This window comes from Brooklawnia propionicigenes (assembly GCF_030297015.1).
In the GTDB taxonomy this organism is placed as follows: domain Bacteria; phylum Actinomycetota; class Actinomycetes; order Propionibacteriales; family Propionibacteriaceae; genus Brooklawnia; species Brooklawnia propionicigenes.
Genome location: NZ_AP028056.1, coordinates 1,533,740 through 1,555,809, shown reverse-complemented (window position 1 = coordinate 1,555,809; position 22,070 = coordinate 1,533,740). Strand labels below are relative to the sequence as shown.

20 protein-coding genes are annotated in these 22,070 nt (G+C 64.9%); 11 read left to right on the top strand and 9 right to left on the bottom strand.

What is annotated here, in order from left to right:
* Positions 1 to 7 precede the first annotated feature (7 nt).
* From QUE25_RS06995 to trxA, 4 genes are all read left to right on the top strand, one after another.
* Positions 8 to 1,972, top strand: coding sequence for a DUF6049 family protein (locus QUE25_RS06995; RefSeq protein ID WP_286268416.1), 1,965 nt, complete (start codon positions 8 to 10; stop codon positions 1,970 to 1,972).
* Positions 1,973 to 2,022: 50 nt separating this feature from the next.
* Positions 2,023 to 3,870: a protein kinase family protein gene (locus tag QUE25_RS06990; RefSeq protein WP_286268415.1), complete on the top strand. Its 1,848-nt coding sequence runs from the start codon at positions 2,023 to 2,025 to the stop codon at positions 3,868 to 3,870.
* Between the two features lie 183 nt (positions 3,871 to 4,053).
* Positions 4,054 to 5,049: a thioredoxin-disulfide reductase gene (trxB, locus tag QUE25_RS06985; protein ID WP_286268513.1), complete on the top strand. Its 996-nt coding sequence runs from the start codon at positions 4,054 to 4,056 to the stop codon at positions 5,047 to 5,049.
* Positions 5,050 to 5,110: 61 nt separating this feature from the next.
* The gene (gene trxA, locus QUE25_RS06980) at positions 5,111 to 5,437 is read left to right on the top strand and encodes a thioredoxin (protein ID WP_286268414.1); all 327 of its coding nucleotides are present in this window, start codon (positions 5,111 to 5,113) and stop codon (positions 5,435 to 5,437) included.
* A gap of 688 nt (positions 5,438 to 6,125) precedes the next feature.
* Here trxA and QUE25_RS06975 read toward each other — a convergent pair.
* The 8 genes from QUE25_RS06975 to rpmH form a co-directional block, all read right to left on the bottom strand.
* On the bottom strand, positions 6,126 to 7,085 hold the full coding sequence (locus tag QUE25_RS06975) for a ParB/RepB/Spo0J family partition protein (protein WP_286268413.1): 960 nt from the start codon (positions 7,083 to 7,085) through the stop codon (positions 6,126 to 6,128).
* Positions 7,082 to 7,954 (bottom strand): ParA family protein, encoded by an 873-nt coding sequence (locus tag QUE25_RS06970; protein WP_286268412.1) that lies wholly within the window; start codon positions 7,952 to 7,954, stop codon positions 7,082 to 7,084. The genes QUE25_RS06975 and QUE25_RS06970 overlap by 4 nt, the downstream gene beginning before the upstream one ends.
* Before the next feature lie 16 nt (positions 7,955 to 7,970).
* The gene (rsmG, locus tag QUE25_RS06965; RefSeq protein ID WP_286268411.1) at positions 7,971 to 8,606 is read right to left on the bottom strand and encodes a 16S rRNA (guanine(527)-N(7))-methyltransferase RsmG; all 636 of its coding nucleotides are present in this window, start codon (positions 8,604 to 8,606) and stop codon (positions 7,971 to 7,973) included.
* On the bottom strand, positions 8,607 to 9,080 hold the full coding sequence (locus tag QUE25_RS06960; RefSeq protein WP_286268410.1) for a Jag family protein: 474 nt from the start codon (positions 9,078 to 9,080) through the stop codon (positions 8,607 to 8,609).
* Between the two features lie 81 nt (positions 9,081 to 9,161).
* Positions 9,162 to 10,253: a membrane protein insertase YidC gene (yidC, locus tag QUE25_RS06955; RefSeq protein ID WP_286268409.1), complete on the bottom strand. Its 1,092-nt coding sequence runs from the start codon at positions 10,251 to 10,253 to the stop codon at positions 9,162 to 9,164.
* Positions 10,253 to 10,549, bottom strand: coding sequence for a membrane protein insertion efficiency factor YidD (gene yidD, locus QUE25_RS06950; protein ID WP_286268408.1), 297 nt, complete (start codon positions 10,547 to 10,549; stop codon positions 10,253 to 10,255). The genes yidC and yidD overlap by 1 nt, the downstream gene beginning before the upstream one ends.
* Positions 10,546 to 10,893, bottom strand: a complete 348-nt coding sequence (gene rnpA, locus QUE25_RS06945; protein ID WP_286268407.1) for a ribonuclease P protein component — start codon at positions 10,891 to 10,893, stop codon at positions 10,546 to 10,548. The genes yidD and rnpA overlap by 4 nt, the downstream gene beginning before the upstream one ends.
* Before the next feature lie 3 nt (positions 10,894 to 10,896).
* Positions 10,897 to 11,034 carry a 50S ribosomal protein L34 gene (rpmH, locus tag QUE25_RS06940; protein WP_286268406.1) on the bottom strand — a complete coding sequence of 46 codons (138 nt, stop codon included), beginning with the start codon at positions 11,032 to 11,034 and terminating at the stop codon, positions 10,897 to 10,899.
* A gap of 449 nt (positions 11,035 to 11,483) precedes the next feature.
* Here rpmH and dnaA point away from each other — a divergent pair, with 449 nt between their 5' ends.
* The 6 genes from dnaA (at position 11,484) to QUE25_RS06910 (ending at position 18,942) form a co-directional block, all read left to right on the top strand.
* Positions 11,484 to 12,902 carry a chromosomal replication initiator protein DnaA gene (gene dnaA / locus QUE25_RS06935; RefSeq protein ID WP_286268405.1) on the top strand — a complete coding sequence of 473 codons (1,419 nt, stop codon included), beginning with the start codon at positions 11,484 to 11,486 and terminating at the stop codon, positions 12,900 to 12,902.
* Between the two features lie 543 nt (positions 12,903 to 13,445).
* Entirely contained in the window at positions 13,446 to 14,606 is a 1,161-nt protein-coding gene (gene dnaN / locus QUE25_RS06930) for a DNA polymerase III subunit beta (protein WP_286268404.1), read from the top strand.
* Between the two features lie 4 nt (positions 14,607 to 14,610).
* Positions 14,611 to 15,759: a DNA replication/repair protein RecF gene (recF, locus tag QUE25_RS06925; protein WP_286268403.1), complete on the top strand. Its 1,149-nt coding sequence runs from the start codon at positions 14,611 to 14,613 to the stop codon at positions 15,757 to 15,759.
* The gene (locus QUE25_RS06920) at positions 15,752 to 16,354 is read left to right on the top strand and encodes a DciA family protein (protein WP_286268402.1); all 603 of its coding nucleotides are present in this window, start codon (positions 15,752 to 15,754) and stop codon (positions 16,352 to 16,354) included. Before recF ends, QUE25_RS06920 begins: the two co-directional genes overlap by 8 nt.
* Before the next feature lie 111 nt (positions 16,355 to 16,465).
* Complete coding sequence (locus QUE25_RS06915; RefSeq protein ID WP_286268401.1) at positions 16,466 to 18,421, top strand: hypothetical protein; 1,956 nt, start codon at positions 16,466 to 16,468, stop codon at positions 18,419 to 18,421.
* Positions 18,418 to 18,942, top strand: a complete 525-nt coding sequence (locus QUE25_RS06910) for a hypothetical protein (protein WP_286268400.1) — start codon at positions 18,418 to 18,420, stop codon at positions 18,940 to 18,942. Before QUE25_RS06915 ends, QUE25_RS06910 begins: the two co-directional genes overlap by 4 nt.
* Positions 18,943 to 18,948: 6 nt before the next feature.
* Here the strand turns inward: QUE25_RS06910 and QUE25_RS06905 are convergent, their stop codons facing one another.
* Entirely contained in the window at positions 18,949 to 19,707 is a 759-nt protein-coding gene (locus tag QUE25_RS06905; RefSeq protein ID WP_286268399.1) for a hypothetical protein, read from the bottom strand.
* Positions 19,708 to 19,954: 247 nt separating this feature from the next.
* Between QUE25_RS06905 and gyrB the strand changes: the two genes are divergently transcribed.
* Positions 19,955 to 22,024, top strand: a complete 2,070-nt coding sequence (gene gyrB, locus QUE25_RS06900; protein WP_425332747.1) for a DNA topoisomerase (ATP-hydrolyzing) subunit B — start codon at positions 19,955 to 19,957, stop codon at positions 22,022 to 22,024.
* The last annotated feature ends 46 nt before the right edge of the window (positions 22,025 to 22,070 follow it).

Sequence of the window (22,070 nt, the reverse complement as noted above, 5' to 3'; positions counted from 1 at the left end):
TGATCGCGTGGCACTGAACCCAAGGCGTGTGAGGCTGCTGGGCGTCATGCTCGGTCTGCTCCTGGCGCTCACCTGCCTGCCCACCGCAGCAGGCCACGCGGACGAGTCCGACGATCTGCTCGTCGAGCTGACCTCCATCACCCCCACGGTGCTCAGCGGCGGCGGCGAACTGGTTATCAGCGGACGCGTCACCAACCAGTCCAGCCAGACCCTCACCCAGCTGGAGGCGCATCTGTGGCGGGATGCGACTCCGATCACCACGTTGGCCGCGTTGGATGCGGCCCTGGCCGATCCGCAGGCCTCAGGGGAGGCGATGCAGTCCCCGGATGCGACCGCCCAGCTCGGCACCGGCGGCGAACTCGCCCCGGGCGCGACCGCAGAGTTCACGGTGCGCACCGATCTGAGTCCGGGCACCGCCGAACAGTCGTGGCTGAGCCAGCCGGGAGCGGCCTATCAGGTCGGTGTTCAGGTCTTCAGCGGTCCCCGAGAAATCGGCGGCTCGTCGTCCCTCATCGCCTACCCCGGGGACACTCGGGTGGACGTGGGCACCATCGTGCTACTCAACGCGCGGCCGAGCCTGCTGCCGTTGGAGTCGAACGCCGACCAGCTGCCGGTATTCGCCGACGACTCCTTGTCGGCCGAGGTGGCAGGGCGCCTGGAGCGGCTGCTCACCCTCGGCGAGCAGGACAATGTGCTCGTTGTTATCGATCCGCAGCTGTACGACGAGGTGACCGCGTTGGCCCTGCCGCACGCCCTACGGCTGAGCGACGGTGGCCAGTCCCAAGTGAACTCCGCCGGCAGCGCGCAGGCGCAGGCGTGGCTCGACCGGGTGAACGCACTGATGACCAGCGGCCGGGTGGCCCGTGGACTGTACGGTTCGGTCGATCTGGCTCAGGCCGTGGCGTCCGGGAAGGCGGACCTCGTCCGGCAGTCGGCGACCTTGCCGGACGGTCACCTGATGGCAGCATTACCGCTGGTCGTGGCGCCCTACGACGGTTGGGTCGATGAACAGTCGGCTGCGGCCCTCGCGGAGGTCTCGCCCTCCTGGCTGCTGGCGAGCAATCTCGGCAGCAGCCAGCTGCTGCACGATGCCGCTGGCGTGCCGTTGCTGAGCGTTGATCCCGCCTCGACCGCGCAGCCAGCCGCGAACCCGGTCCAAGCCCGCGGCTGGCTGCTGGCGCGTCAACTCATCGGTGGTACCCAGGGGGTGCCGTCGATTCAACTCGTCACCACCACGGCGCAGGCCGAGATGGCGCTGGCGGACGAATCGTGGCGCACCCGGCACGCGATCACCGATCTGACCTCGGCCGCCTCATCGGCCGGCACCCCCAACTGGCCCAGTGAAACCGTGGCCTCCAGTGATGCGCTGGCCGAAGCGACCTCGCGCACCGAAGGCCTGCTGACGGCCTGGGACGAGCTCATCGAGCTGCCGGACGAGACCGTCGACCCGTCGAACCGGGTCGTGCCGGGGGCCTGGTCGATCACCTTCGGACGCAACAGCCAGGCCCAGACCGAGTGGCTCCGCCTGGCGAGCGAGCCGGCGATGGCCGTCCTCAGCCCGGACGCGATCCAGCTGCGCATCAGCGACTGGGTGACGACGTCGTCCGAGGACAATCTGCTGCCGGTGACCGTAACCAACAACACCGCTTATCAGCTGAGGGTGCGCGTCCATTTTGAATCCGACAATCCACTGCGCATCTCGGTGGCCGACTCGGAACTGATCCTGGTGCAGCCCGGGGAGTCGGCTACCGTGCGGGTGAGCCCGGTTGCCGAGGGCAACGGCGTGGTGGCGATGCGGGCGCAGGTGGTCACCAGCGGTGGTCACCCGGTCGGCACGCCGGTCGATTTCACCATCACCGCCGCACAGTCGGGCCGAGTGGCATGGATCATCATTGTGGCTTCGGGGGTGGTGCTGCTCGGCGCCACCGCCTACCGGGTGCGCTCAATGCATCGTGAGAACCAGGAGGGCTGAGGCCATGAGAGGCACTGCGTCATCATCCGTCATCGGCCATGGGAGGCATCGTGACATCTGACTATTCGCCCGATTCTCCGGCTACCGATCCCACCGGACGCGTTGTTCGACCGACCGCGACCGCCGGGCTGATGCTCTCCGGCCGTTACCGCTTGGAGGCACTGCTCGCCTCCAACGAAGGCATCATGACCTGGCGGGCGACCGACAATGTGTTGTCGCGCCCGGTGCTCATGCACCTGCTGGCCCCGGATGACGAGCGGATGGGCTGGGTTCTCAATGCCGCCCGCAAGGCCGCTACCATCACTGATGCGCGGTTCTTGCGGGTATTGGACGCTCTGGAGGCCACTGGTCAGGAGCCTTGGTCGTTCGTGGTCAGCGAGTTCGCCGTCGGCGATTCGCTGCAGACACTGCTGGGCAATGGCCCGGTGAGCGGTGAGCAGGCCAGCTACATCGTCGGTCAGATGGCCAGTGCGCTGGCGCCCTTGCACGCCCGTGGCATGTTCCATCTGCGCATCAGCCCGAGTTCAGTGATCATCACCGTCAACGGCAACATCAAGATCGTCGGCTTCCTGATCGACGCGGCCCTGCGTCCCAAACCCGGTGAGGACCAGCTGAGCTGGGCAGAACAAGAGGCCATCGACTGCTATGACCTGGGCAGATTGCTGTACAGCCTGACCACCGCCACCTGGCCGGTGCCTCCCGACGAGCCGCAGGGCGGTCATTGGGGGCTGCCGGCCGCTCCGTTGCGGCTCAACCGGTCGAGCGGACAGGGCGCCGAGCAGCTGTGGGCCAGCCCGCACGAGGTCAATTCGTCGATCGCACCCAGCGTGTCCACCGTGACGATGGCTGCCCTGCGTCCGAAGCTGGGACTGGTCGGTCCGGGCCTGCACAGCGCCAATGACATCGCGGATTCGCTTGACGGACTGGCCGACCTGGTGGACGCGGGTGAGTCGCTGGAGACACTGATGCGCCACAACCACCAGATGGCGACACCTCCGCACGCTCCGGTGCAGACTGAGTGGGTGTCGATGCGTGCGGACCCCGCGGAGACGACCCAGCGAATGGCCTCGCTTGACGCGAATCTTCCCGACCTGGTCGATGAGTCGGAGGCCCCGACCGAGGTGGTGAAGGCGCAGAAGTGGCGGCCGGCCGCCGATGATGACTGGCGGCCCACCTTGGCCCAGCCCGCGGTGAACGAACCGCCGGTCACCGCACCACCAAGCGTCGAGACACATCCTCGTCCAGCACCTGCGCCACCCCGGTTGAAGTCCAAGAAGGTTCCCTCCGCGGCTCTGGGTCGACGAGTGATCGTCCTGCTGATCGGCTTCGTCGTGGTGGCGTTGCTGGTGCTGCAGATCCGCGGTTGTGCCACCGGTGGCTCCGGAGGAGACGAAACCACGAGCGGCCAGCCGACTGCGATAGCACCAGTGGAGATCGCGTCGGTCTTCGACTTCGACCCCGCCGCCGACGGAGGCGACAACAACGAGAACTCCAGCCAGGCGCCGTACGCCGCCGATGGCGATACCTCGACGGTCTGGCACACCCTGACCTATCTCAACAATCCGGCGTTCGGTGGTCTCAAGCCCGGCGCGGGCATCGTCTATGATCTCGGCTCGGCTGTGCCGGTGGCCAGCGTTCGGCTGCTGCTCGACAACGAGCCGACCGCTGTTCAGCTGATGGTGCCGATCGAGAACGACGCCACGGCCGCAAGCCCGCCCATGAATACGGTGAGCGAATGGCAGGTCATCGCCTCTGATCCGGCGGGTGGTTCGGAAACCACGCTGAGTCCGGACGAACCGGTCACCACGCGCTGGCTGATGGTCTACTTCACCTCGTTGCCCCCGATTGGAGGCAACCAGTACCGTTCGGGCATCGTGGAAACCTATATCAATCAATGACCGAGGTGGCACTCTCGACTGGCCCAGCAGGCAGCCCAAGTGGTGGAATAGCCGAGTTGGCCCGGGCGTTGGTCCCATGTACACGTGTGAGTTCGAAACGAGGATGATCCGATGACCTCAAACCCGTTCGCTACGGCCGCGTTCGTGCCCGGACTGGGGCTGAACGGTGTCCAGGTGGACTCCATGGAAATGGCTGCCGCTGACCAGGACGCCAGCCCGGTGCGGGACGTCATCATCGTGGGTAGCGGTCCGGCTGGCTACACAGCGGCCATCTACTGTGCACGCGACGGTCTGCATCCCCTGGTGCTCGAGGGCTCGATCGAGGCCGGCGGTGCGCTGATGAACACCACCGAGGTCGAGAACTATCCCGGCTTTCCCGAAGGTATTCTCGGCCCCGAGCTGATGGCCCGGATGCGTGAGCAGGCCGAGCGCTTCGGTACGGAGCTCATTGCCGACGATGCCGTGGCCATGGATCTGCTCGGTGATATCAAGCGCGTCACCGACAGTGAAGGCAACGTCTACCGCGCACGCGCCGTGATTCTTGCCATGGGCTCCGGCTACCGCAAGCTCGGGATTCCGGGCGAGGAACTCTATTCCGGCAAGGGCATCAGCTGGTGCGCCACCTGCGATGGCTTCTTCTATCGCGGCAAGGACGTCGCGGTGGTGGGTGGCGGTGACTCGGCTGCCGAGGAGGCCACCTTCCTGACCCGCTTCGCCGATTCGGTAACGGTGATTCACCGGCGCGATCAGTTGCGCGCGTCCAAGATCATGGCCGACCGCCTGCTGGCCGACCCGAAGATCATTCCTGCCTGGAACAGTCAGATCGTCGGGCTTGCCGGCTCTCCCAACCTTGAGGAGATCACGCTGCGCGACACCGTCACCGGTCAGCTGCGGACGATCGCCGTGTCGGGACTTTTCGAAGCCATCGGTCACGATCCGCGGTCAGCGCTGGTGGCCGGTCAGGTGGACTTGGACCAGGCCGGTTACGTGAAGGTTGACGGCGACTCCACGCGGACCAGCGTCGCCGGCGTCTTCGCCTGTGGCGATCTGGTCGATCACACCTACCGGCAAGCCATCACCGCGGCCGGCACTGGTTGCCGCGCGGCGCTGGATGCCGAGCGCTATTTGGACCTACTGGACGACATCGCGCTCGCTGAGGCCAGCTCAGTAGGCTACTGAGACGCTCGCAGTACTCCGTTTTTCATTCACAACGCTGATTACTACCGAGAGGACGATAACGATGGCCGTGATCGAAGTCACTGACGCCAGCTTCGCTACCGACGTGCTGAACAGCAGCAAGCCGGTGCTCGTGGACTACTGGGCCTCCTGGTGTGCTCCTTGTCGTCAGCTCAGCCCGATCATCGAGGAGCTTTCGACGACCTACGGCGATCGCATGGTGTTCGCCAAGCTCGAGACCGACGTCAACCCCGATGTCCCGATGAAACAAGGCGTCATGGCGCTGCCGACCCTGCAGTTCTTCGTGGGCGGTCAGCTCGTCCAGGCAATTCAGGGCGGTAAGACCAAGGGCGCGCTCGTCAAGGCCATCGAAGCAGTGCTGGCCAGTTAGCTCCGTCAACCGATCGACCATGGTGGCCGTCCGATCCTGTCGTGGGAATCGGGCGGCCATTGTCGTTACCATCGCGGACATTGCTCCAGCTATTTAGCACTAGAACGATATATCGATATATAGCTATACCGATACCGGCGCAAGCGTGGGCTGCACGGCAAGTGACAGTTCGCTCGCCGTCCGTGCCATCCCCCGCCATCGGTACTGTCCGCTCGCCGCAAAGCACGCAAAGCAGATGTCCAGGCGTGGGACAAGGGATTGCCGGGCCATCAACGGTTGCCTGGGGTGATGAGTCGGGACTTGTCGATGATGTCGCGTCGTGAGATCACGAAGGTGCGCTGGTGATGCTGCAGGAGGTCTGGCGACTGTCCGGGCAGCCGTCAGGGAAGTACCTCGCGGTCATGGACGATACTTGGAACGGCTCGTTCGGTTCGGGGAGCTGGGCAAGGTGGAACCCCGAGTGAGTCCCGGAGTGCTCTCGATGAACTGCGCTCGATGAACTGCGCTCGATAGCGCGGCGACGATCGACCGGTATCTGAAGCCCCCATAAGGACGGCGCCTACCCGGACATCTCGACGTGAGGCAAGACGGATCCCCTTGCCGGGATCCCGATGGGGCCACCATACAGGCCCACGCTCACCCCACGCTCAGGCCCGAAGAGCCGCTATGACCAGGAACGAGCAGTGGATCAGCCAGCAGGGGTGTCGGTCCCCGCCGCTTCGGGCTCGAGCAGGCCCATGATGCGATCGAGGTCGTCGGCGTCGGCGAACTCGATGGTGAGGCGTCCCTTCCGTGCACTCAGGCTGATCTGCACCCGGGTGTCCAAGCGCTCCGCGAGTCCGCTGGCATGCGCCTGCACCTGGGTCGGCAGCTCTGCGGTGGTGCGCTGACGCGTCCGCGCGGGGTGTTGCTCGCTGCGTCGCATGAGGGCGACCGCTTCCTCGGTCGCTCGCACCGACATGCCCTCTGCGACTATTCGCTGGGCCAGCAGCTCCATGGCCACCGTGTCGTCCAGCATCAACAACGCGCGGGCATGTCCGGCGGACAACACTCCAGCGGCGACACGGCGTTGCACGGAGGTGGGCAGATTCAGTAGTCGGAGGGTGTTGGAGATGTGTGGACGCGAGCGCTTGATGCGCGCGGCCAGGTCTTCCTTCGTGCACCCGAAATCGTCTAGGAGTTGCCGATAGGCCGCTGCTTCTTCCAGCGGGTTCAGTTGCGCCCGGTGCAGATTCTCCAGGAGCGCGTCCCGCAGCAGGTTCTCGTCGTCGGTAACGCGCACGATCGCGGGGATCTTCTCAATGCCCGCGATCTTGTGCGCTCGCCACCGGCGTTCCCCGACGATCAGCTGGTGGTCATTGTCAGCGAGCTTGCGTACAACGATGGGTTGCAGCAGTCCGACCTCGCTGATCGATTCGGCAAGTTCGCTCAGTTCATCGTCGTCAAAGACGCGTCTTGGCTGTTTCGGGTTAGGGCTGATGCTGGCAACCGGGATCTCCGCGAAGTAGGAGCCGTCCGGCATCGGTGCTGACCGCTGCGAATCCATGCCGACAGCGGCTCCCTCGGAGTCCGGCACGGAGGTATCGAGATCAGTGCGCTGAAACAGTTCTCCCAGTCCACGTCCGAGCCCTCCGGGCCGCGCGTTCATTGTGGCCATCCTCTCCGCGCCGACCTGACCGGTTCTTCCGCGCCGCGCCGAGCAATCTCGCCCGCAGCCTTGACGTAGGCCTTGGCTCCCACCGACTGCGGATCGTAACCGAGGATCGTCGTTCCGTAGCTCGGGGCCTCGCTGAGACGAACCGACCGTGGGATGAGCGTGACGAGTGTCTGCTCGGGGAAGTGCTGGCGCACCTGCTCACCGACCTGTGCCGACAGTTTCGTCCGGGCATCAAACATGGTGAGCAGAATCGTGCTGAGGTCGAGTTCCGGGTTGAGCTCTTCGCGTACCAACTGGATGGTCCGCATCAACTGAGTGACACCCTCCAGGGCGTAGTACTCGCACTGAATCGGGATCAGGATCTCGCTGGCCGCGACCAGCGCGTTGATCGTCAGCAGACCCAGCGAGGGTGGGCAGTCGAAGATGATGTAGTCGACGGGATGCTCACGCAGGTGGGCAGCCAATGCCTTCTTCAGACGCTGCTCTCGGGCGACCTGCGGGACGAGTTCGATCTCGGCGGCCGCCAGGTCGATGGTCGCCGGCACCACGGACAGTGTCTCGGATTCCGGCGACTGTTGCTGCACGCTCGCAATGGACTGGTGTTGCAGCAGCACTTCGTATGTTCCCGCGATGCCCGAATGGTGATCCACCCCGAGTGCCGTGCTGGCATTGCCCTGCGGATCAAGATCCATCACCAAGACCTCGAGACCGCCACGGGCAAGCGCTGCCGCAATGTTGACCGCCGTGGTGGTTTTACCTACGCCACCCTTCTGATTGGCGACGACGATAGTGCGGGTCTGCGTCGGAGGAGGTAGCCGCGTTTCACGTGAAACGGTGTCACCGCTTCGGCTGGACTTCATCCCCCGCCTGCCTCCTTCACCTCACAGGTCGCGTTTCACGTGAAACGCTTCTGACCCGGACCACGAAAGTCTCCTCAAGGCTAGCGGCTGCCCGCACCGCCTGCACGTCGGCGACCAAACGACGTTTCCGAAGAACCGCCTGGGCCTCGGCGACCTCCTTGTCGGCCGACGATCCCTTGAGAGCGAGCAACTGACCGGAGGGAAGAAACAGATGATCAGCCCACCCGACGAGCCGGCCAAGAGGAGCCACCGCTCGCGCTGTCACCACATCGAAGCGCTCGGTGCACTCCTCGGCCCGACCTCGCACAACACGCACCCGATCGCCCAGTCCCAACTCGGCCACGACCTCGGCCAGAAAGGTCACTCGCCGAAGCAGCGATTCCAGCAGAACCACAGACAGATCAGGACGCGCAATCGCCAAGGGGATCCCCGGAAGCCCGGCACCGCTGCCGACATCGACCACCGACGCTTCGGCAGGGATCAGTGAGGCAACCGCCACGCTGTTCAGCACGTGGCGATCCCACAAACGATCCGCCTCCCGCGGTCCGAGCAGACCCCAGTCAATTCCTCGATTTGCCAATATATCGACATATCGAGTTATTACCTCGAGACCGTCGCCGAAGACTTCCTCCAGGACGGCCTGCTCGACCACTCAGTCGGCCTTCCTGATGACGACGTAGCGGTTCGGCTCCTGGCCTTCCGATTCGCTGACCAAGCCGGCCGCAGCGACCACGTCGTGCACGACCTTGCGCTCGAACGCGTTCATCGCGCTCAGCCGCGCCGGCTCACCGGTCTCCTTGACCTCTACGATCGCCTCGGTCGCGAGTCCCTGCAACTCTGCACGACGCTTCTCACGAAATCCGGCGACGTCCAGCATCAGCCGGCTGCGCTTTCCCGTCTCCGTCATCACGGCGAGCCGGGCCAACTCCTGCAGCGCACTCAACACCTCACCATCGCGTCCGACCAGCACATCGCTGTCGGTGACGATCGAAACGTGGGCCCGATCGCCTTCGGTGAAGATGTCGATATCGCCGTCGAGATCGGCGATCTCAAGCAGCTCCTCAAGGTAGTCGGCCGCGACATCACCTTCGGTGTCGAGGATCTTCTGAATTTCTGCAGTATCCATCGTGAAATCTCCTGCTCTGGACGCATGTGGGGGCGAACCGAACGGCTGGCACCGGCCGGGTGCCGGAACCAGCCGTCTGCTCTACTTCTTCTTACGGGCAGCGCGGCTGCTGCGCTGCACCTGCTGGCGCTGGACGACCTGCTTGCCGTTCTCGTCCGGACGAACCGTCTGGCGATTCACCTGCTGGCGAGTCACGGCAGCATCGCCCGACCCGCCCTTCACCGTCCGGCTGCCCGTGTCGGAGGCATTGCTGGGCCGCTTGCGCGCCTTGTTCGAGCGGAGCCGCTCGATCTCCTTCGGGTCCTTGCCCTTGGCGACCATTCGCTCCTCCCACTCGATGTAGGCGGGAGTGTTGGGGGTCGGGTAGTTGCGAATGATCACGTACTGCTGCACCAGCGTCCACAGATTGCTGATGATCCAGTAGACGAGCACGCCGATCGGGATCTGCGGGCCGATGAAGATGTACATCGCCGGCATCAGGTACAGCATCATCTTCTGCTGTTGACCCATCGGTCCCTCGAACGCGGTCGGCGGCATGTTGCGACGCATCATGTGCAGCTGCTGGAAGAACAGCAACGCCGTCATCAAGATGATCATGATCAGCGCCAGGATCTGGGTGGCGCCGAAGCCGTTGTTCATCGGCAGGAAGGTGCCCGACAACTGCGCACCGAACAAGGTGGCATGGCTCAACGAGTCGACCAGATCCGGATTGTTCACGAAGAAGGTGCCCTTCGCGGTGCCTCGTGCGGCTCCGTACAGCACCTGGTAGAGGCCCCAGAAGATAGGCAGCTGAATCAGCAACGGCAGGCAGCTGGACGTCGGACTGACGCCTTCCTCCCGATACAGCTTCATCGTCTCTTGGCCCAGACGCTCCCGGTCGGCGCCGTACTTCTCCTGCAGCGCCTGGATCTTGGGTTGCAGAGACTGCATGGCGCGCGAGGAGTTCAGCTGCTTCGCGTACAGCGGCATCATCAGACCGCGGATGATGATCGTCAGTACGACGATCGACAACGCCCAGGTGAGGCCGGAGTCGGCCCCGAACAACGGCGCCCACATCCGGTGTGCCAGCACGATGAGCCCGGAGACGGCCCAATAGAGCGGCTGCATGATCGCACTGCCGATCCGGCCCAGATCGCTCCATAGACTCAGGAAAAGAAACGGATCAAAGTCCATCAGGTCGCCACCTCACAATTGTTGGGCGCGTGATCGCAGCCCCGGAAATGCTCGGGGTGCGCGGCCATCTCGGCCTCGAGAGCTGAACCGGGCACCGGATCGAATCCGCCTGCTGCCCAGGGGTGACAACTGGCGATCCGTCGCACGATCAACCAGGAGCCCTTGACGGCACCGTGTAGCTGCAACGCCTCCAGCCCGTAGGCGGAGCAGCTCGGGTAGTACTTGCACACATCTCCGTACAGCGGCGAAATCAGTTTGCGCCACGCCAGCACGAATCCGATCAGCAGATACTTCATCGGCGCCGCTCCAACTTGCGAAGGCTCGACTGCCACGCGCCCGCCAGGTCGTGCGACAGATCTGTGGAGGACGCGACTGCTGCCGGCAGCGCGCGCACGACCAACCGCGTTCCCAGCGGTGTCTCGTCCAGATGTTCGCGCACCAAATGACGCAACTGCCGCTTCACTCGATTGCGGGTGACGGCGTTGCCCACCTTCTTCGAGACCACGAATCCGACTCTTCGTTGTTCGTCGTCGACCGAACGTGCGTGCACCACAACACTCGGACGCGCCGCGCGCACCCCACCGCGGACCGTGGCATCGAACTCGCTCGACGCCCGCATCCGGGCGGCCACCGGAAGCACTCGTCAGGCGGAAAGCTCGGCCCGGCCCTTACGGCGACGGGCAGAAATGGTGGCTCGTCCTGCCCGGGTGCTCATACGCGCGCGGAAGCCATGGGTACGGGAACGCCGACGATTGCTCGGCTGGTACGTGCGCTTGCTCAAGGGAAGTCTCCGTCATTCGTTTTCGTGCATGCTTCGGGTGAAGCAAGATCTCGGGCCGTTACTTCTCGGAGGGCACGAGCCTCGCGGGCGCGCACTCGATCCGTTCAGGACAACGGCTTGTCAATATTACGTCAGGTCGTCAATGATCAGCAACAGACCCCGAAGACGGGTCTGCACCCCGACGTCTACTCGACACGCCGAACAACCTCAAACAGCTTGTCACCTCGTTTGCTTCCGGCCGCGGAAATGACTAGCGTCTACCGCCTGAAGCAACTTTTCCACAGCCTGTCGAGCTGGCCTCACCCCCCAAAGCCAACGAACCAGAGGGGCGGGATCCGTTGAACGGATGAGCCGCCGACATACCTGTGGAAAACTGACTTAGTGGATGCTTGGTTTACCCGCACCACAGGTGACCGATTGACGGCGTGAACAGGAGGCGAGTAACTAACGTGCCCAACGAGCATGAACTCACTCCAACCGATGAGACGCTGGCGAAGGCCTGGCGACACGTTCTGGATCAGGCCGACAAGAACTCCCGGGCCTGGCTGAAGAGTTCGCACCCGCTGACTGTGCACGAGACCATCGTCTTGATCGCCGTTCCTTCGGAGTTCGCCCGCGAACGACTCGAGAGTCGTCAGCGCAGCGAGATCGAACAGGCCCTGTCCGACTTCTTCCACCGCTCCATGCGGATGGCCGTCACAGTGCAACCCGACCTCGAGCTCGATCTGCAGCCGCCCGATCCGCCGGCCGCCCCGAAGGTCACTCCGACCGAGCTCACTCGTCGCGAGGCGGCTCCTGTCGTGACCAGCACCGCGCCGGCGGTGGAGCGTCCCGATGTCGACCGGCTCAATCCGAAGTACACCTTCGACAACTTCGTCATCGGAGACTCGAATCGTTTCGCGCACGCCGCCGCGGCGGCCGTCGCCGAGAGCCCCGGGAAGGCCTACAACCCGCTGTTGATCTACGGCGATTCCGGGCTGGGTAAGACGCACCTGCTGCACGCGATCGGTCACTACGTCCGCGACTATTTCGAAGACGCCCGAGTGAAGTACGTCAGCACCGAGGAACTGACCAACGACTTCATCAACGCAATCTCGGAGAACCGGACGACTGCCTTCCGCCGCACCTACCGTGATGTGGACGTGCTGTTGATCGACGACATCCAGTTCTTGGAGTCGAAGATCCAGACTCAGGAAGAGTTCTTCCACACCTTCAATACTCTGCACAACGCGCAGAAGCAGATCGTGATGACCTCCGATCGCCATCCCAAGGCGCTGGAGGCACTCGAGCCACGGCTCCGCAGCCGGTTCGAGTGGGGTCTCATCACCGATGTGCAACCACCCGACCTCGAGACCCGGATCGCCATTCTCAAACGGAAGGCGGCATCCGAGCGACTCCTCCTGCCCCCCGAAGTACTGGAGTTCATCGGTTCGCGAATCCAGACGAACATTCGTGAACTCGAAGGGGCCTTGATCCGGGTCACTGCATTCGCCTCGCTGAACCGCCAGGACGTCGACCTCAATCTCACCGAGGTCGTGCTCAAGGACCTCATTCCCACCGGTCCGGAAGCAGAAGTCACCGCGTCCACCATCATTCAGGAGACCGCTAAGTACTTCGGTATCGGTATCGACGATCTCATCGGCACATCCCGGACGCAGACGCTGGTCACCGCCCGGCAGATCGCGATGTACCTGTGCCGCGAGCTGACCGACCTCTCGCTGCCCAAGATTGGCCAGGAGTTCGGCGGCAAGGACCATACGACGGTCATGCATGCCGACCGCAAGGTCCGGCAGCTGATGCGTGAACGCCGCAGCGTCTACAACCAGGTCACCGAGTTGACCAACAACATCAAGCAGTCAGGTCACTGACCACCGCTTCGTCGATCCTTCGCTGAAACGCTGCCGGCCGCTCGCCGCAGCGTCCAACCACGCGCCCTCGCATCCAGTCGCTCGCGGGGTGTGGATAACCCCGTCGATCGGTTGACGACTCGGGGCTCGCGGGGGACGGCCGGTGGACGACCGCCCACAGCCCGGCGACTCGTCCACAGCCGAACCCAGACACGTGGGAGTTGACGCAAAACTGTCCACAGCCCTGTTTCCCGGGTCTGACCAGCACCGATGCGAGTTATCAACAGCTTCCACAGAAGTGATGACTACTACTGAAGATAACTACATACTCAGGGATTCGAAGTCAGAACTGTGGATCAGCATCCATCAACGGCGACCCGCCCGGCGTCGGTCCACCCAGAGCCGCGGCCGCTAGGATGGGGTACCGACACGCCATTGCCCGACTGGTCGTCCAACCCTCAAGTGCAGCCTCAACCCACGCTGCGTCGTGGGGGCTTGCTCGATATGATGCCAAGACAAGATTGGGCGCACCGGCGTGTCCCGGACGACGTGAGGACTAGCACCGTGAAGATTCGCATGGAACGCGATGTGATGGCCGAGGCGGTGGCCTGGGCGGCCCGCAGCCTGCCAAGCCGGCCGAGCGTCCCGATCCTGGCGGGTTTGCTGATCAAGGCGGACGCCAAGGGCGTCACCATGAGCAGCTTCGACTACGAGACCAGTGCGCAGGTGCAGGTCGAGGCTCAGGTCATCGACGAAGGCGAGGCGCTCGTCTCGGGCAAGCTGCTGGCCGAGATCGCCCGTAGCCTGCCGAACCGCCCGGTCGACTTCACCAGCGACGCCACCCGCGTCGAACTGGTCTGCGGCTCGGCTCGCTTCACGCTCCAACTGTTGCCAGTCTCCGAGTATCCCCAACTGCCCGAGATGCCGACCGCGGCCGGGGTGGTCGACTCCGACGACTTCGCCCGGGCGATCAATCAGGTCGTCGTAGCAGCCGGACGCGACGAACTGCTTCCGGTTTTCACCGGAGTGCGCCTGGAGATCGACAACGACGTGATCTCGCTGCTGGCCACCGACCGCTACCGGATGGCGCTGAAGGAGCTCACCTGGACCCCTGCCTCGAGTTCTGCCGAAGGTGCCGCTCTGGTTCCGGCCCGAGTGCTCAGCGAGGCCGCTCGGTCGATGTCCAGCGGTGAGCAGATCACCGTGGCGCTGTCCAACGCCGAGGCGGGAGAGGGTCTGATCGGTCTCGAAGGCTCGGGATCCGGCGGGGTGCGGCAGCTGACCACTCGTCTGCTGGGCGGCGAGTTCCCGAAGGTTCGCCATCTGATGGATATTCACCCGACCGTCACCGTGCGCTGCAAGACCGAAGAGATCATCGCCTCGGTCAAGCGCGTCTCGCTGGTGGCCGAGCGTAACTCCCCGCTGCGCATGCTGATCGGGGACGAGCAGATCGCCCTGGAAGCGGCCTCCGGTGACCAGGCGCAGGCCTCCGAGGCCGTCCCTGCACAGGTCGAGAACGTGGCCGGTGGTGAACTCGCGCTGACCGCAGCCGGGTTCAACCCGCATTACCTTGCCGACGCGCTCAACACCATCGACTCCCCCTACGTGCACTTCTCGTTCACCGCCGCCGGCAAGCCCTGTCTGGTGCGCGGACTCGACGAGATCGACGGTGATCCGAAGGGCGATTACCGGCACGTCATCATGCTGATGCGCCTGCCGAACTGACATCGTGTACGTCGCTCGTCTCGAGCTGCACCAGTTCCGCAATTACGCTCAGGCCGATGTGAGCCTGACTCCGGGAGTAACGATCTTCCAGGGCTCCAACGGCCAGGGTAAGACCAACCTCGTGGAGGCGGTCGAATACCTCTCGCGGCTCGGTTCGCATCGGGTGAGCAGCGACGGGCCACTCGTCCAGGCAGGCACCGAGCAGGCCGTCATTCGCGCCGAGGTGGTCGCCGGTCTGGACGACGCTCGCCGTCTGCTGCTCGAACTGGAGATCAATCCGGGGCGCGCCAATCGGGCCCGGATCAACCGGGGAGCTCTCCCCCGCACGCACGATCTGCTGGGTGCACTGCGCACTGTCGTCTTCTCGCCCGAGGATCTCAGCGTGGTCAAGGGGGATCCGGCCGCCCGCCGCGGTTTCCTCGACGATCTGGTGATCAGCCGGTGGCCGCGCATGCTCGGGGTCAAACAGGACTACGAGAAGGTCGTCAAACAGCGCAATTCGCTACTGAAATCGCTTGCCACCGGCCGTTCGGATGCCGACGCGGAGTTCACGCTGGAGATCTGGGACGCCCAGCTGATCAGCTATGGCAGCGAGCTGCTGGCGGCTCGGCTCGATACCCTGGCCGACCTGGTCGGACCCGCCCAGCAGGCCTATGCGCAGATCGCGCCGGTGAACAACCTCGCGACTGCGTCCTATCGGGCCGGATTCGCGCTGCCAGCCGATCCGGCCGAGCTCGCGGAGGCATTCCGCTCAGCGTTGGCCGACCGTCGTCGCGAAGAGTTGGCTCGTGGGCTCACCCTGGTCGGTCCGCACCGCGACGACCTCGCCCTGACGATCGGTGAGCTGCCAGCACGCGGGTACGCCTCGCACGGCGAGTCGTGGTCGCTGGCATTGGCGTTGCGGCTCGGGGCTTTCGAGCTGTTGCGCGCCGACGGCATTGAGGCGGTGCTGATACTGGATGATGTGTTCGCCGAACTGGATGCCACCCGCCGCGAGCGGCTGGCCGTGGCCGCCCGCGATGCCGAGCAGGTGCTGGTGACTGCCGCGGTCGGCTCGGATGTGCCCGAGCTGCTCGACGGCAGTCGCTTCGAGATCACTGCCGGCCAGATCGCAACCACAGCGTTCTCGAGCCACCGGACCGATGATGTCTGAGCCTCCTGGTGGCCGGTTCGGCGACGGTTTCGATGAGCCCGTGGATGAGCCCGACGACATCGCGATCTTTCCCGAGCCACTGGATACCGGCGATCATGACCCGTTGGGCATCGAGGTAGCCACCCGGATCGCTCACGACGCGGCCGGCATTCTGCCGCCACCGCGAGGTGTGGGTATCCGGCGCCGCCGCCGGCGTCCGCAGATGAACGAGCAGCGTTCCGGCGCGGGTCCCGACGCTCGCGATCCGCAACTGCTGGGTGACGCATTGAATCGCCTGGTCAGCAGGAGGGGTTGGAAGACGCAGGTGGGATTGCGCAGGATGCTGGAAGCCTGGCCGCAGATCGTCGGGCCGGTCAACGCTCAGCATGCGCAGCCGGCCGGTTTCGCCGACAAGGTCTTGCTGGTGCGGGCCGAATCCACCACTTGGGCGACCGTGCTGCGCCAGATGGCACCGCAGATCGTGGCCAAGCTGAATGCCGAGCTGGGTGAGGGCTCGGTGGTGCGGATCGACGTGCGCGGGCCCGCCGCGCCCAGCTGGTCGCATGGGCCCAGATCGGTCAGGGACGGCCGAGGTCCCCGCGACACGTACGGCTGAGACCTTCGGACCAGCCCGCACCGGCACGGCTGCCGGCCAGCTGGCTCACGCCCACCCATCTGGTCGGCCGATCAGGTGAGCGGACCGGTCCGGCCTCTAGACTGAGCGCCAATGTCTTTCGCGCGTGCATGGTGGGGCCAGCTCACAGACCTGACCAGCCAGACCCTGCGGGTCTGGTGGCAAGTGCTGCCCAAGATCCTGATCGCCTGGGTCAGCGGATGGCTGGTCTACCGGGTGGCACTCACGTTGACCGCTCCGATTCAAGAGACTCACCCCTGGTTGACGGTGGCGATCTTCAGCTGCGGACTGGTCACCCAGCTGGCCGCGATCATCATCGCCATCCGGATAGCCGGGCAACCCGCCGGACTGTGGGAGACGCTGCCCGCACGGGCCGCTGCCATTGGACGAGACGAGCCGCTGCTCAAGGTCGTCAGTCTCTCGTTGCTGCCCTTCGTCGGTGTCTACTCGGTCTTCAACGGGATCAACGAGGCTACGTATCAACTCTTCGTGCACGGCGCGCTCGAATCGTCCACGGTCCTCAACCCGCAATCGGCCACCACTGTGCTTGACCCGACCACAGCCCGGCAACGGCTGACCATCGGCGCTGTGCTGGTCGCCAGTTACCTGCTGCGCCGCGGTCTGGAGGCCGCCGCCGAGCGCACCGGACGCTGGGCGTTCGGTCTGGGTGGTGCACTGGTCGAGGGCTTCTTCTCGGTGGTGCTGATCTTCGGCGGTTCCCGGATGCTCGGTGATCTCGGAATCTGGCTGCGTGAGCGGGTCTTCTACGGCTGGCTGCTGGAGGGCAAGGATTGGCTGCTGGGCGTCCTGGCGTCCTTGCATATCGCCATCCCTGCCTTCCTGAGTTGGGCGTGGCAGGCATGGACGCTACATCTTTGGCCGCTGATCACCGACGCGATGCTGGCTCCGCTGCTCTGGCTGGCGGTCACCGGGCTGGTCTTCGGCACCTACACGCTCTCGGCTGCCGAACTGTGGGAAAAGGGCCGTCAAGGCGGCTTTGCGGGACCATGGTCGCGACGCAGCCGGCGGCTGGCGCGTCTGGAATCCCGCGGTCTTTCGGCCAGTCGGGGCAGTCAGACCGTCGTCTTGGAGTTCGTCGAGATCTTCGTCGGCGATCTCGAGGCCCGCGTCATCCCGTTCGTCCAATCGCTGCGACATGTGTTGCGGGTGGGTTTGCCGTTCATGGGGGCGTTCATCCTGCTCTACTCCCTCGTCTCGGCGATCCAGCCCCTCAGCTACCTGCTGATGCGCGATCTGATCGGTGGGAATGTGTTCGCCTTCTGGTTCCGCGTGCAACCCCCGCTCGACCTGCTCAGCGGGATGCTCGGCGAGCCGCTGCGCATCAGCCTGCTCGCGGTCGCCATGACCCTGACACTGAGCGCTGTCCAGCGCAGCGATTCCTCCCCGGCCGCAGCTGCGCACCAGCAGGCGCAGCTTGCGGTCCCGCCACCGACCCGGGGCTGGCCATCGATCGGCCAGCTCGTGAGCGCCATCGCACTGACCCTGGCCTGCATTCTGGCCGCGGGCGCGCTCACCAAAGCCTCCGACAGTCCTGCCGACACCGACCTCAGGTGGGCAGCTCCGGGGGAAACGGTCGACCTCCTGGCGGGCCAGCCGATGCGGGTGACCGGCCTGGATTCGGGTACCTGGCTGGAGATCCGCGGAACTGCCAGCCCCGGTCTGGTGACCGAGGCGATCTTCTTGGGCATCGACGTCGAAATGACCAGCCGGGCACGCCCCGTCGGTTCGATCCGATGCGAACTGCGGGCAGCCGGACGAGACGGAAACCCGCTGGTCGTCGAATCACCGGTCGATGGCCACTTCCTCACCCCGCAGCTCGGCTTCACCGAGCGCGTCCGCGTGGTATTCGAACGGCCCGTCGACGGCCTGGCCGGCAGCCGGTTGCACTGCAAGCCCATGGGTTTCTATCTGGCCTATGAGCCGGAGGTGGTCTTCGACCTCGGGATCGATGAGGCCCTGCAGACTCAGCTGGCATCGAATGCCGCGGGCATGGTCGTCCCCGACCCACAGTTCGAAGTGGCCCGATGACCGGCCGGCGGCGTGGCTTCTGGTGGATGCTGGCCGGCATCGTGATCGCCGTGGCGGTCGGCTTTTGTGCCTGGTTCGCCCGCGATCTCTTCCTTGCGCCACGCGTGCTGAAACCCGGTGAGGGCTACACCGACCCGCTGGGTGTCACCTACACGGTGGTCTCCCGCGAGGTGCTCGACGAACTCCCCGACGGATCCAGTGGGACGATCCGGCCGGTGGCCGGCGCCGTCTTCTTGCGCTACACCGTCGCGGTCGACAATTTCGTCTATGTCGAACAGGACGATCGTTCCACCATCTGCAGTTTCGAACTACTGTCCGCGTCCGGTGATGTGTGGGAGGACAAGGCGAATTACGATCCGATGCGCGACCGGATCTGCCGGCTGGACAGTGACGAGATCACACCCAGCCAGCAGGTGGTGGCCAGTTTCGAGGTGCCCGAGCAGCTGGTCGACCAGGCAGTCGGGCTGATCTCGAATACGGTCACCTATGGGCTGTTCCCGGTCATCTCGCCGGCCCGGTGAGGTGCCTCAGCGGGTCACCTGCGTCAGCGGCAGCTGCACCCGGTAGCCGTCGGAGGAGGCGTTCCAGGTCTTGGACGTGTCCTGGTCGTTCTTCACATTGCTCTGCTCGGTGAATTGCAGCCGCCACAACAGCACGGTCACGGTGTCTGCGTCGAGGGCCGCCAACGGAAGGGTGAAGCGCAGCACGCAGGCCACCGCGGGCACCCCGGGCGACAAGATCTGCCGCGTCTGGCCGAAGTAGAGACCGTCGTCGACGCCGAGGGTCATCATCACCTCGGACGACAGCTGAACCTCGCCGTTCACCCGCACCCCGGCGAACGAGTTGCGCGCAATGGCGTAGTGAACCGTGCCGGCCGATTGCTCGGTCGTCAGCCGGCAGCTCGCCGGCACTTCGATCTGGGCCTCACCAGCGAAGTCGTAGCTGATCGCCTGTTGCACCGTCAGTTCGACCGGTCCGAGATCCAGGGGTTCGCCGGCCTGCTTGTCGACCAGGGTCTGGCGGGTCTGGAAGCCACCGGCAGCCCACAGCCCCGCAATTACCACCACGAGCGCCAGGACCGCCGCCAGCAGCACCTTGGCCGCGGTCGGCAGCCGACGCCTGGGCCCGGCAGGACCAGGCACACCCGCGGGTGTCTGGTCCGCTGCCGGCGGCGCCCAGGTCGGTTGCTCGGACGCTGGGGATGAGCGACGCGGCTGGTGAGCGGGCACCGCTGCGCCCGGCGACCGGTCGTCCGGCCAGATCGCGCGCCGTGGGCCCTGACTCATGGCAGTCAGTTTAGGGTGGTGGGGGCGACGAGTGGATCCGCTGTGGGCCTTTGGGAAGACCTTCCCCGGATATGGGACCGCCTCGAGGGGTCGATGAGGCGTCCACGATGCCTTGGCGGGCCCGACAGGCCCACTTCTGGGGCAACGGGGTGCCCATTTGGTGGGATCGCCAGCGCGCAGATGGTAAGATTTCCTGGTTGGGACGGGTCCGCCATGTGGGCCTGTGGGCTGTCGCCCACCGCAGCTGATGACGGTTCCGAGAACTACGAAGGAGCTTCTGCCGGTGAGTGATCTGGCGAATAGTCCGGAGCCCGAAGACATCGAATTCGGCCCTGAGGTCGAGATCACCGATGGCGCCGAGAATCTGCAAGTCGAAGGTGCCTACGGCGCCGCCGAAATCCAGGTGCTGGAAGGTCTCGAGGCCGTCCGGATGCGTCCCGGAATGTACATCGGATCGACCGGCGAACGCGGCCTGCATCATCTGGTCTACGAGATCGTCGACAACGCGGTGGACGAAGCCCTGGCCGGCTACTGCGATCACGTCACCGTCGAACTGCTGGACGGCGGTGGGTGCCGGGTGACCGACAACGGCCGCGGCATCCCGGTGGCCATCCACCCCACCGAGGGAGTCTCCAGCCTGACCCTGGTGCTCACCGTGCTGCATGCGGGCGGCAAGTTCGGCAACGGCGGATACAAGGTTTCCGGTGGCCTGCACGGCGTGGGCAGCTCGGTCGTCAACGCGCTGTCGGGGCGGATGATCGCCGACGTGCGCCGCGACGGCTACCACTGGCGGCAGAGCTTCACCCTGGGCACCCCGGACGCGGTCGTCGAGCGGCTGGAAGCCACCGACGAGACCGGCACCACGATCACCTTCTTCCCCAGCTCCGAGATCTTCGAGACGACCAACTTCAACTACGAGACGCTGGCGACCCGCTTCCGTGAGATGGCCTTCCTCAACAAGGGCCTCAAGATCGACATCATCGACCTGCGCAAGAACCACGTGGACGAGGATGGCCAGCCGCTCAGGGACGAGTTCAAGTTCGACAACGGCCTGGTCGACTACGTGCGTTACCTCAACGGTTCGCGCGATGTGCTGACCAGCATCATCGACGTGGAGGCCCATTCGGCCGAAATCGGCATGGGCCTGGAATTGGCCATGCAGTGGAACACCGGCTACAGCAACTCCCTGCACACCTTCGCCAACACCATCAACACCCATGAGGGCGGCACCCATGAGGAGGGCCTGCGCGCCGCGCTGACCACCACGGTCAACAAGTGGGGTGAGGCCTGGGGGCTGATCCGCAAGAAGGAAGACCGGGTCGGCAACGAAGACATCCGCGAGGGACTGACCGCGATCTTGTCGGTGAAGATCGCCGAACCGCAGTTCGAGGGGCAGACCAAGACCAAGCTCGGCAATACCGAGGCGCGCGGCTTCGTCCAGCGGGTGGTCAACGACCGCTTGGGTGACTGGATGGAGCGGAACCCCTCGGAGGGCAAGGAAATCGTCCGCAAGGCGATCTCGGCGGCCACCGCCCGCGTGGCCGCGCGCAAGGCCCGCGAGGCCGCGCGCAGCCGCAAGGGCCTGCTCGGCGGTGGCAGCCTGCCCGGCAAGCTGTCCGACTGCTCGTCCAACAACCCCGAGGAATGTGAAATCTTCATCGTCGAGGGCGACTCGGCAGGCGGCTCGGCCAAGGGTGGACGCAACCCACGGATTCAGGCGATCCTGCCGCTGCGAGGCAAGATCCTGAACGTCGAGAAGGCACGCATCGACCGGATCTGGGCGAACAAGGAGGTCGAGGCGATCATCAATGCGCTCGGCACCGGCGTCCACGATGATTTCGACATCAACAAGCTGCGATACCACAAGATCGTGCTGATGGCCGATGCCGATGTCGACGGTAGCCATATCCGCACGCTGCTGCTGACGCTGCTGTTCCGCTTCATGAAGCCGCTGATCGATCAGGGCCATGTCTATCTGGCGCAGCCGCCGCTATACCGGCTGCGGTGGACCAACTCCCCCCATGAACTGGCCTATACCGATGTCGAGCGGGATGCCCTGCGCGACGCCGGCAAGGCGGAGGGCAAGAAGCTCCCGAACGTCAATCCCATCCAGCGGTACAAGGGTCTGGGTGAGATGGACGCGTCCGATCTGTGGGAAACGACCATGGATCCCGAGGGCCGGATTCTGCTGCAGGTGACGTTGGACGATGCGGCGCGCGCCGACCAGATGTTCGCCATCCTGATGGGCGAAGACGTCGAAGAGCGCCGCTACTTCATTCAACGCAACGCCAAAGACGTTCGCTTCCTCGACATCTGACAAGGGATTACAGGTAGATGACAGAGACCCCACAGGGCCCGAACGG

Bases quoted from the DNA above. Each gene is read 5' to 3' on its own strand.
- trxB (WP_286268513.1), top strand. From the start codon at position 4,054: ATGGAAATGGCTGCCGCTGACCAGGACGCCAGCCCGGTGCGGGACGTC.
- trxA (WP_286268414.1), top strand. From the start codon at position 5,111: ATGGCCGTGATCGAAGTCACTGACGCCAGCTTCGCTACCGACGTGCTG.
- QUE25_RS06975 (WP_286268413.1), bottom strand. From the start codon at position 7,085: ATGAACGCGCGGCCCGGAGGGCTCGGACGTGGACTGGGAGAACTGTTT.
- QUE25_RS06970 (WP_286268412.1), bottom strand. From the start codon at position 7,954: ATGAAGTCCAGCCGAAGCGGTGACACCGTTTCACGTGAAACGCGGCTA.
- QUE25_RS06960 (WP_286268410.1), bottom strand. From the start codon at position 9,080: ATGGATACTGCAGAAATTCAGAAGATCCTCGACACCGAAGGTGATGTC.
- yidC (WP_286268409.1), bottom strand. From the start codon at position 10,253: ATGGACTTTGATCCGTTTCTTTTCCTGAGTCTATGGAGCGATCTGGGC.
- yidD (WP_286268408.1), bottom strand. From the start codon at position 10,549: ATGAAGTATCTGCTGATCGGATTCGTGCTGGCGTGGCGCAAACTGATT.
- QUE25_RS06920 (WP_286268402.1), top strand. From the start codon at position 15,752: ATGTCTGAGCCTCCTGGTGGCCGGTTCGGCGACGGTTTCGATGAGCCC.
- QUE25_RS06915 (WP_286268401.1), top strand. From the start codon at position 16,466: ATGTCTTTCGCGCGTGCATGGTGGGGCCAGCTCACAGACCTGACCAGC.
- QUE25_RS06910 (WP_286268400.1), top strand. From the start codon at position 18,418: ATGACCGGCCGGCGGCGTGGCTTCTGGTGGATGCTGGCCGGCATCGTG.
- QUE25_RS06905 (WP_286268399.1), bottom strand. From the start codon at position 19,707: ATGAGTCAGGGCCCACGGCGCGCGATCTGGCCGGACGACCGGTCGCCG.
- gyrB (WP_425332747.1), top strand. From the start codon at position 19,955: ATGACGGTTCCGAGAACTACGAAGGAGCTTCTGCCGGTGAGTGATCTG.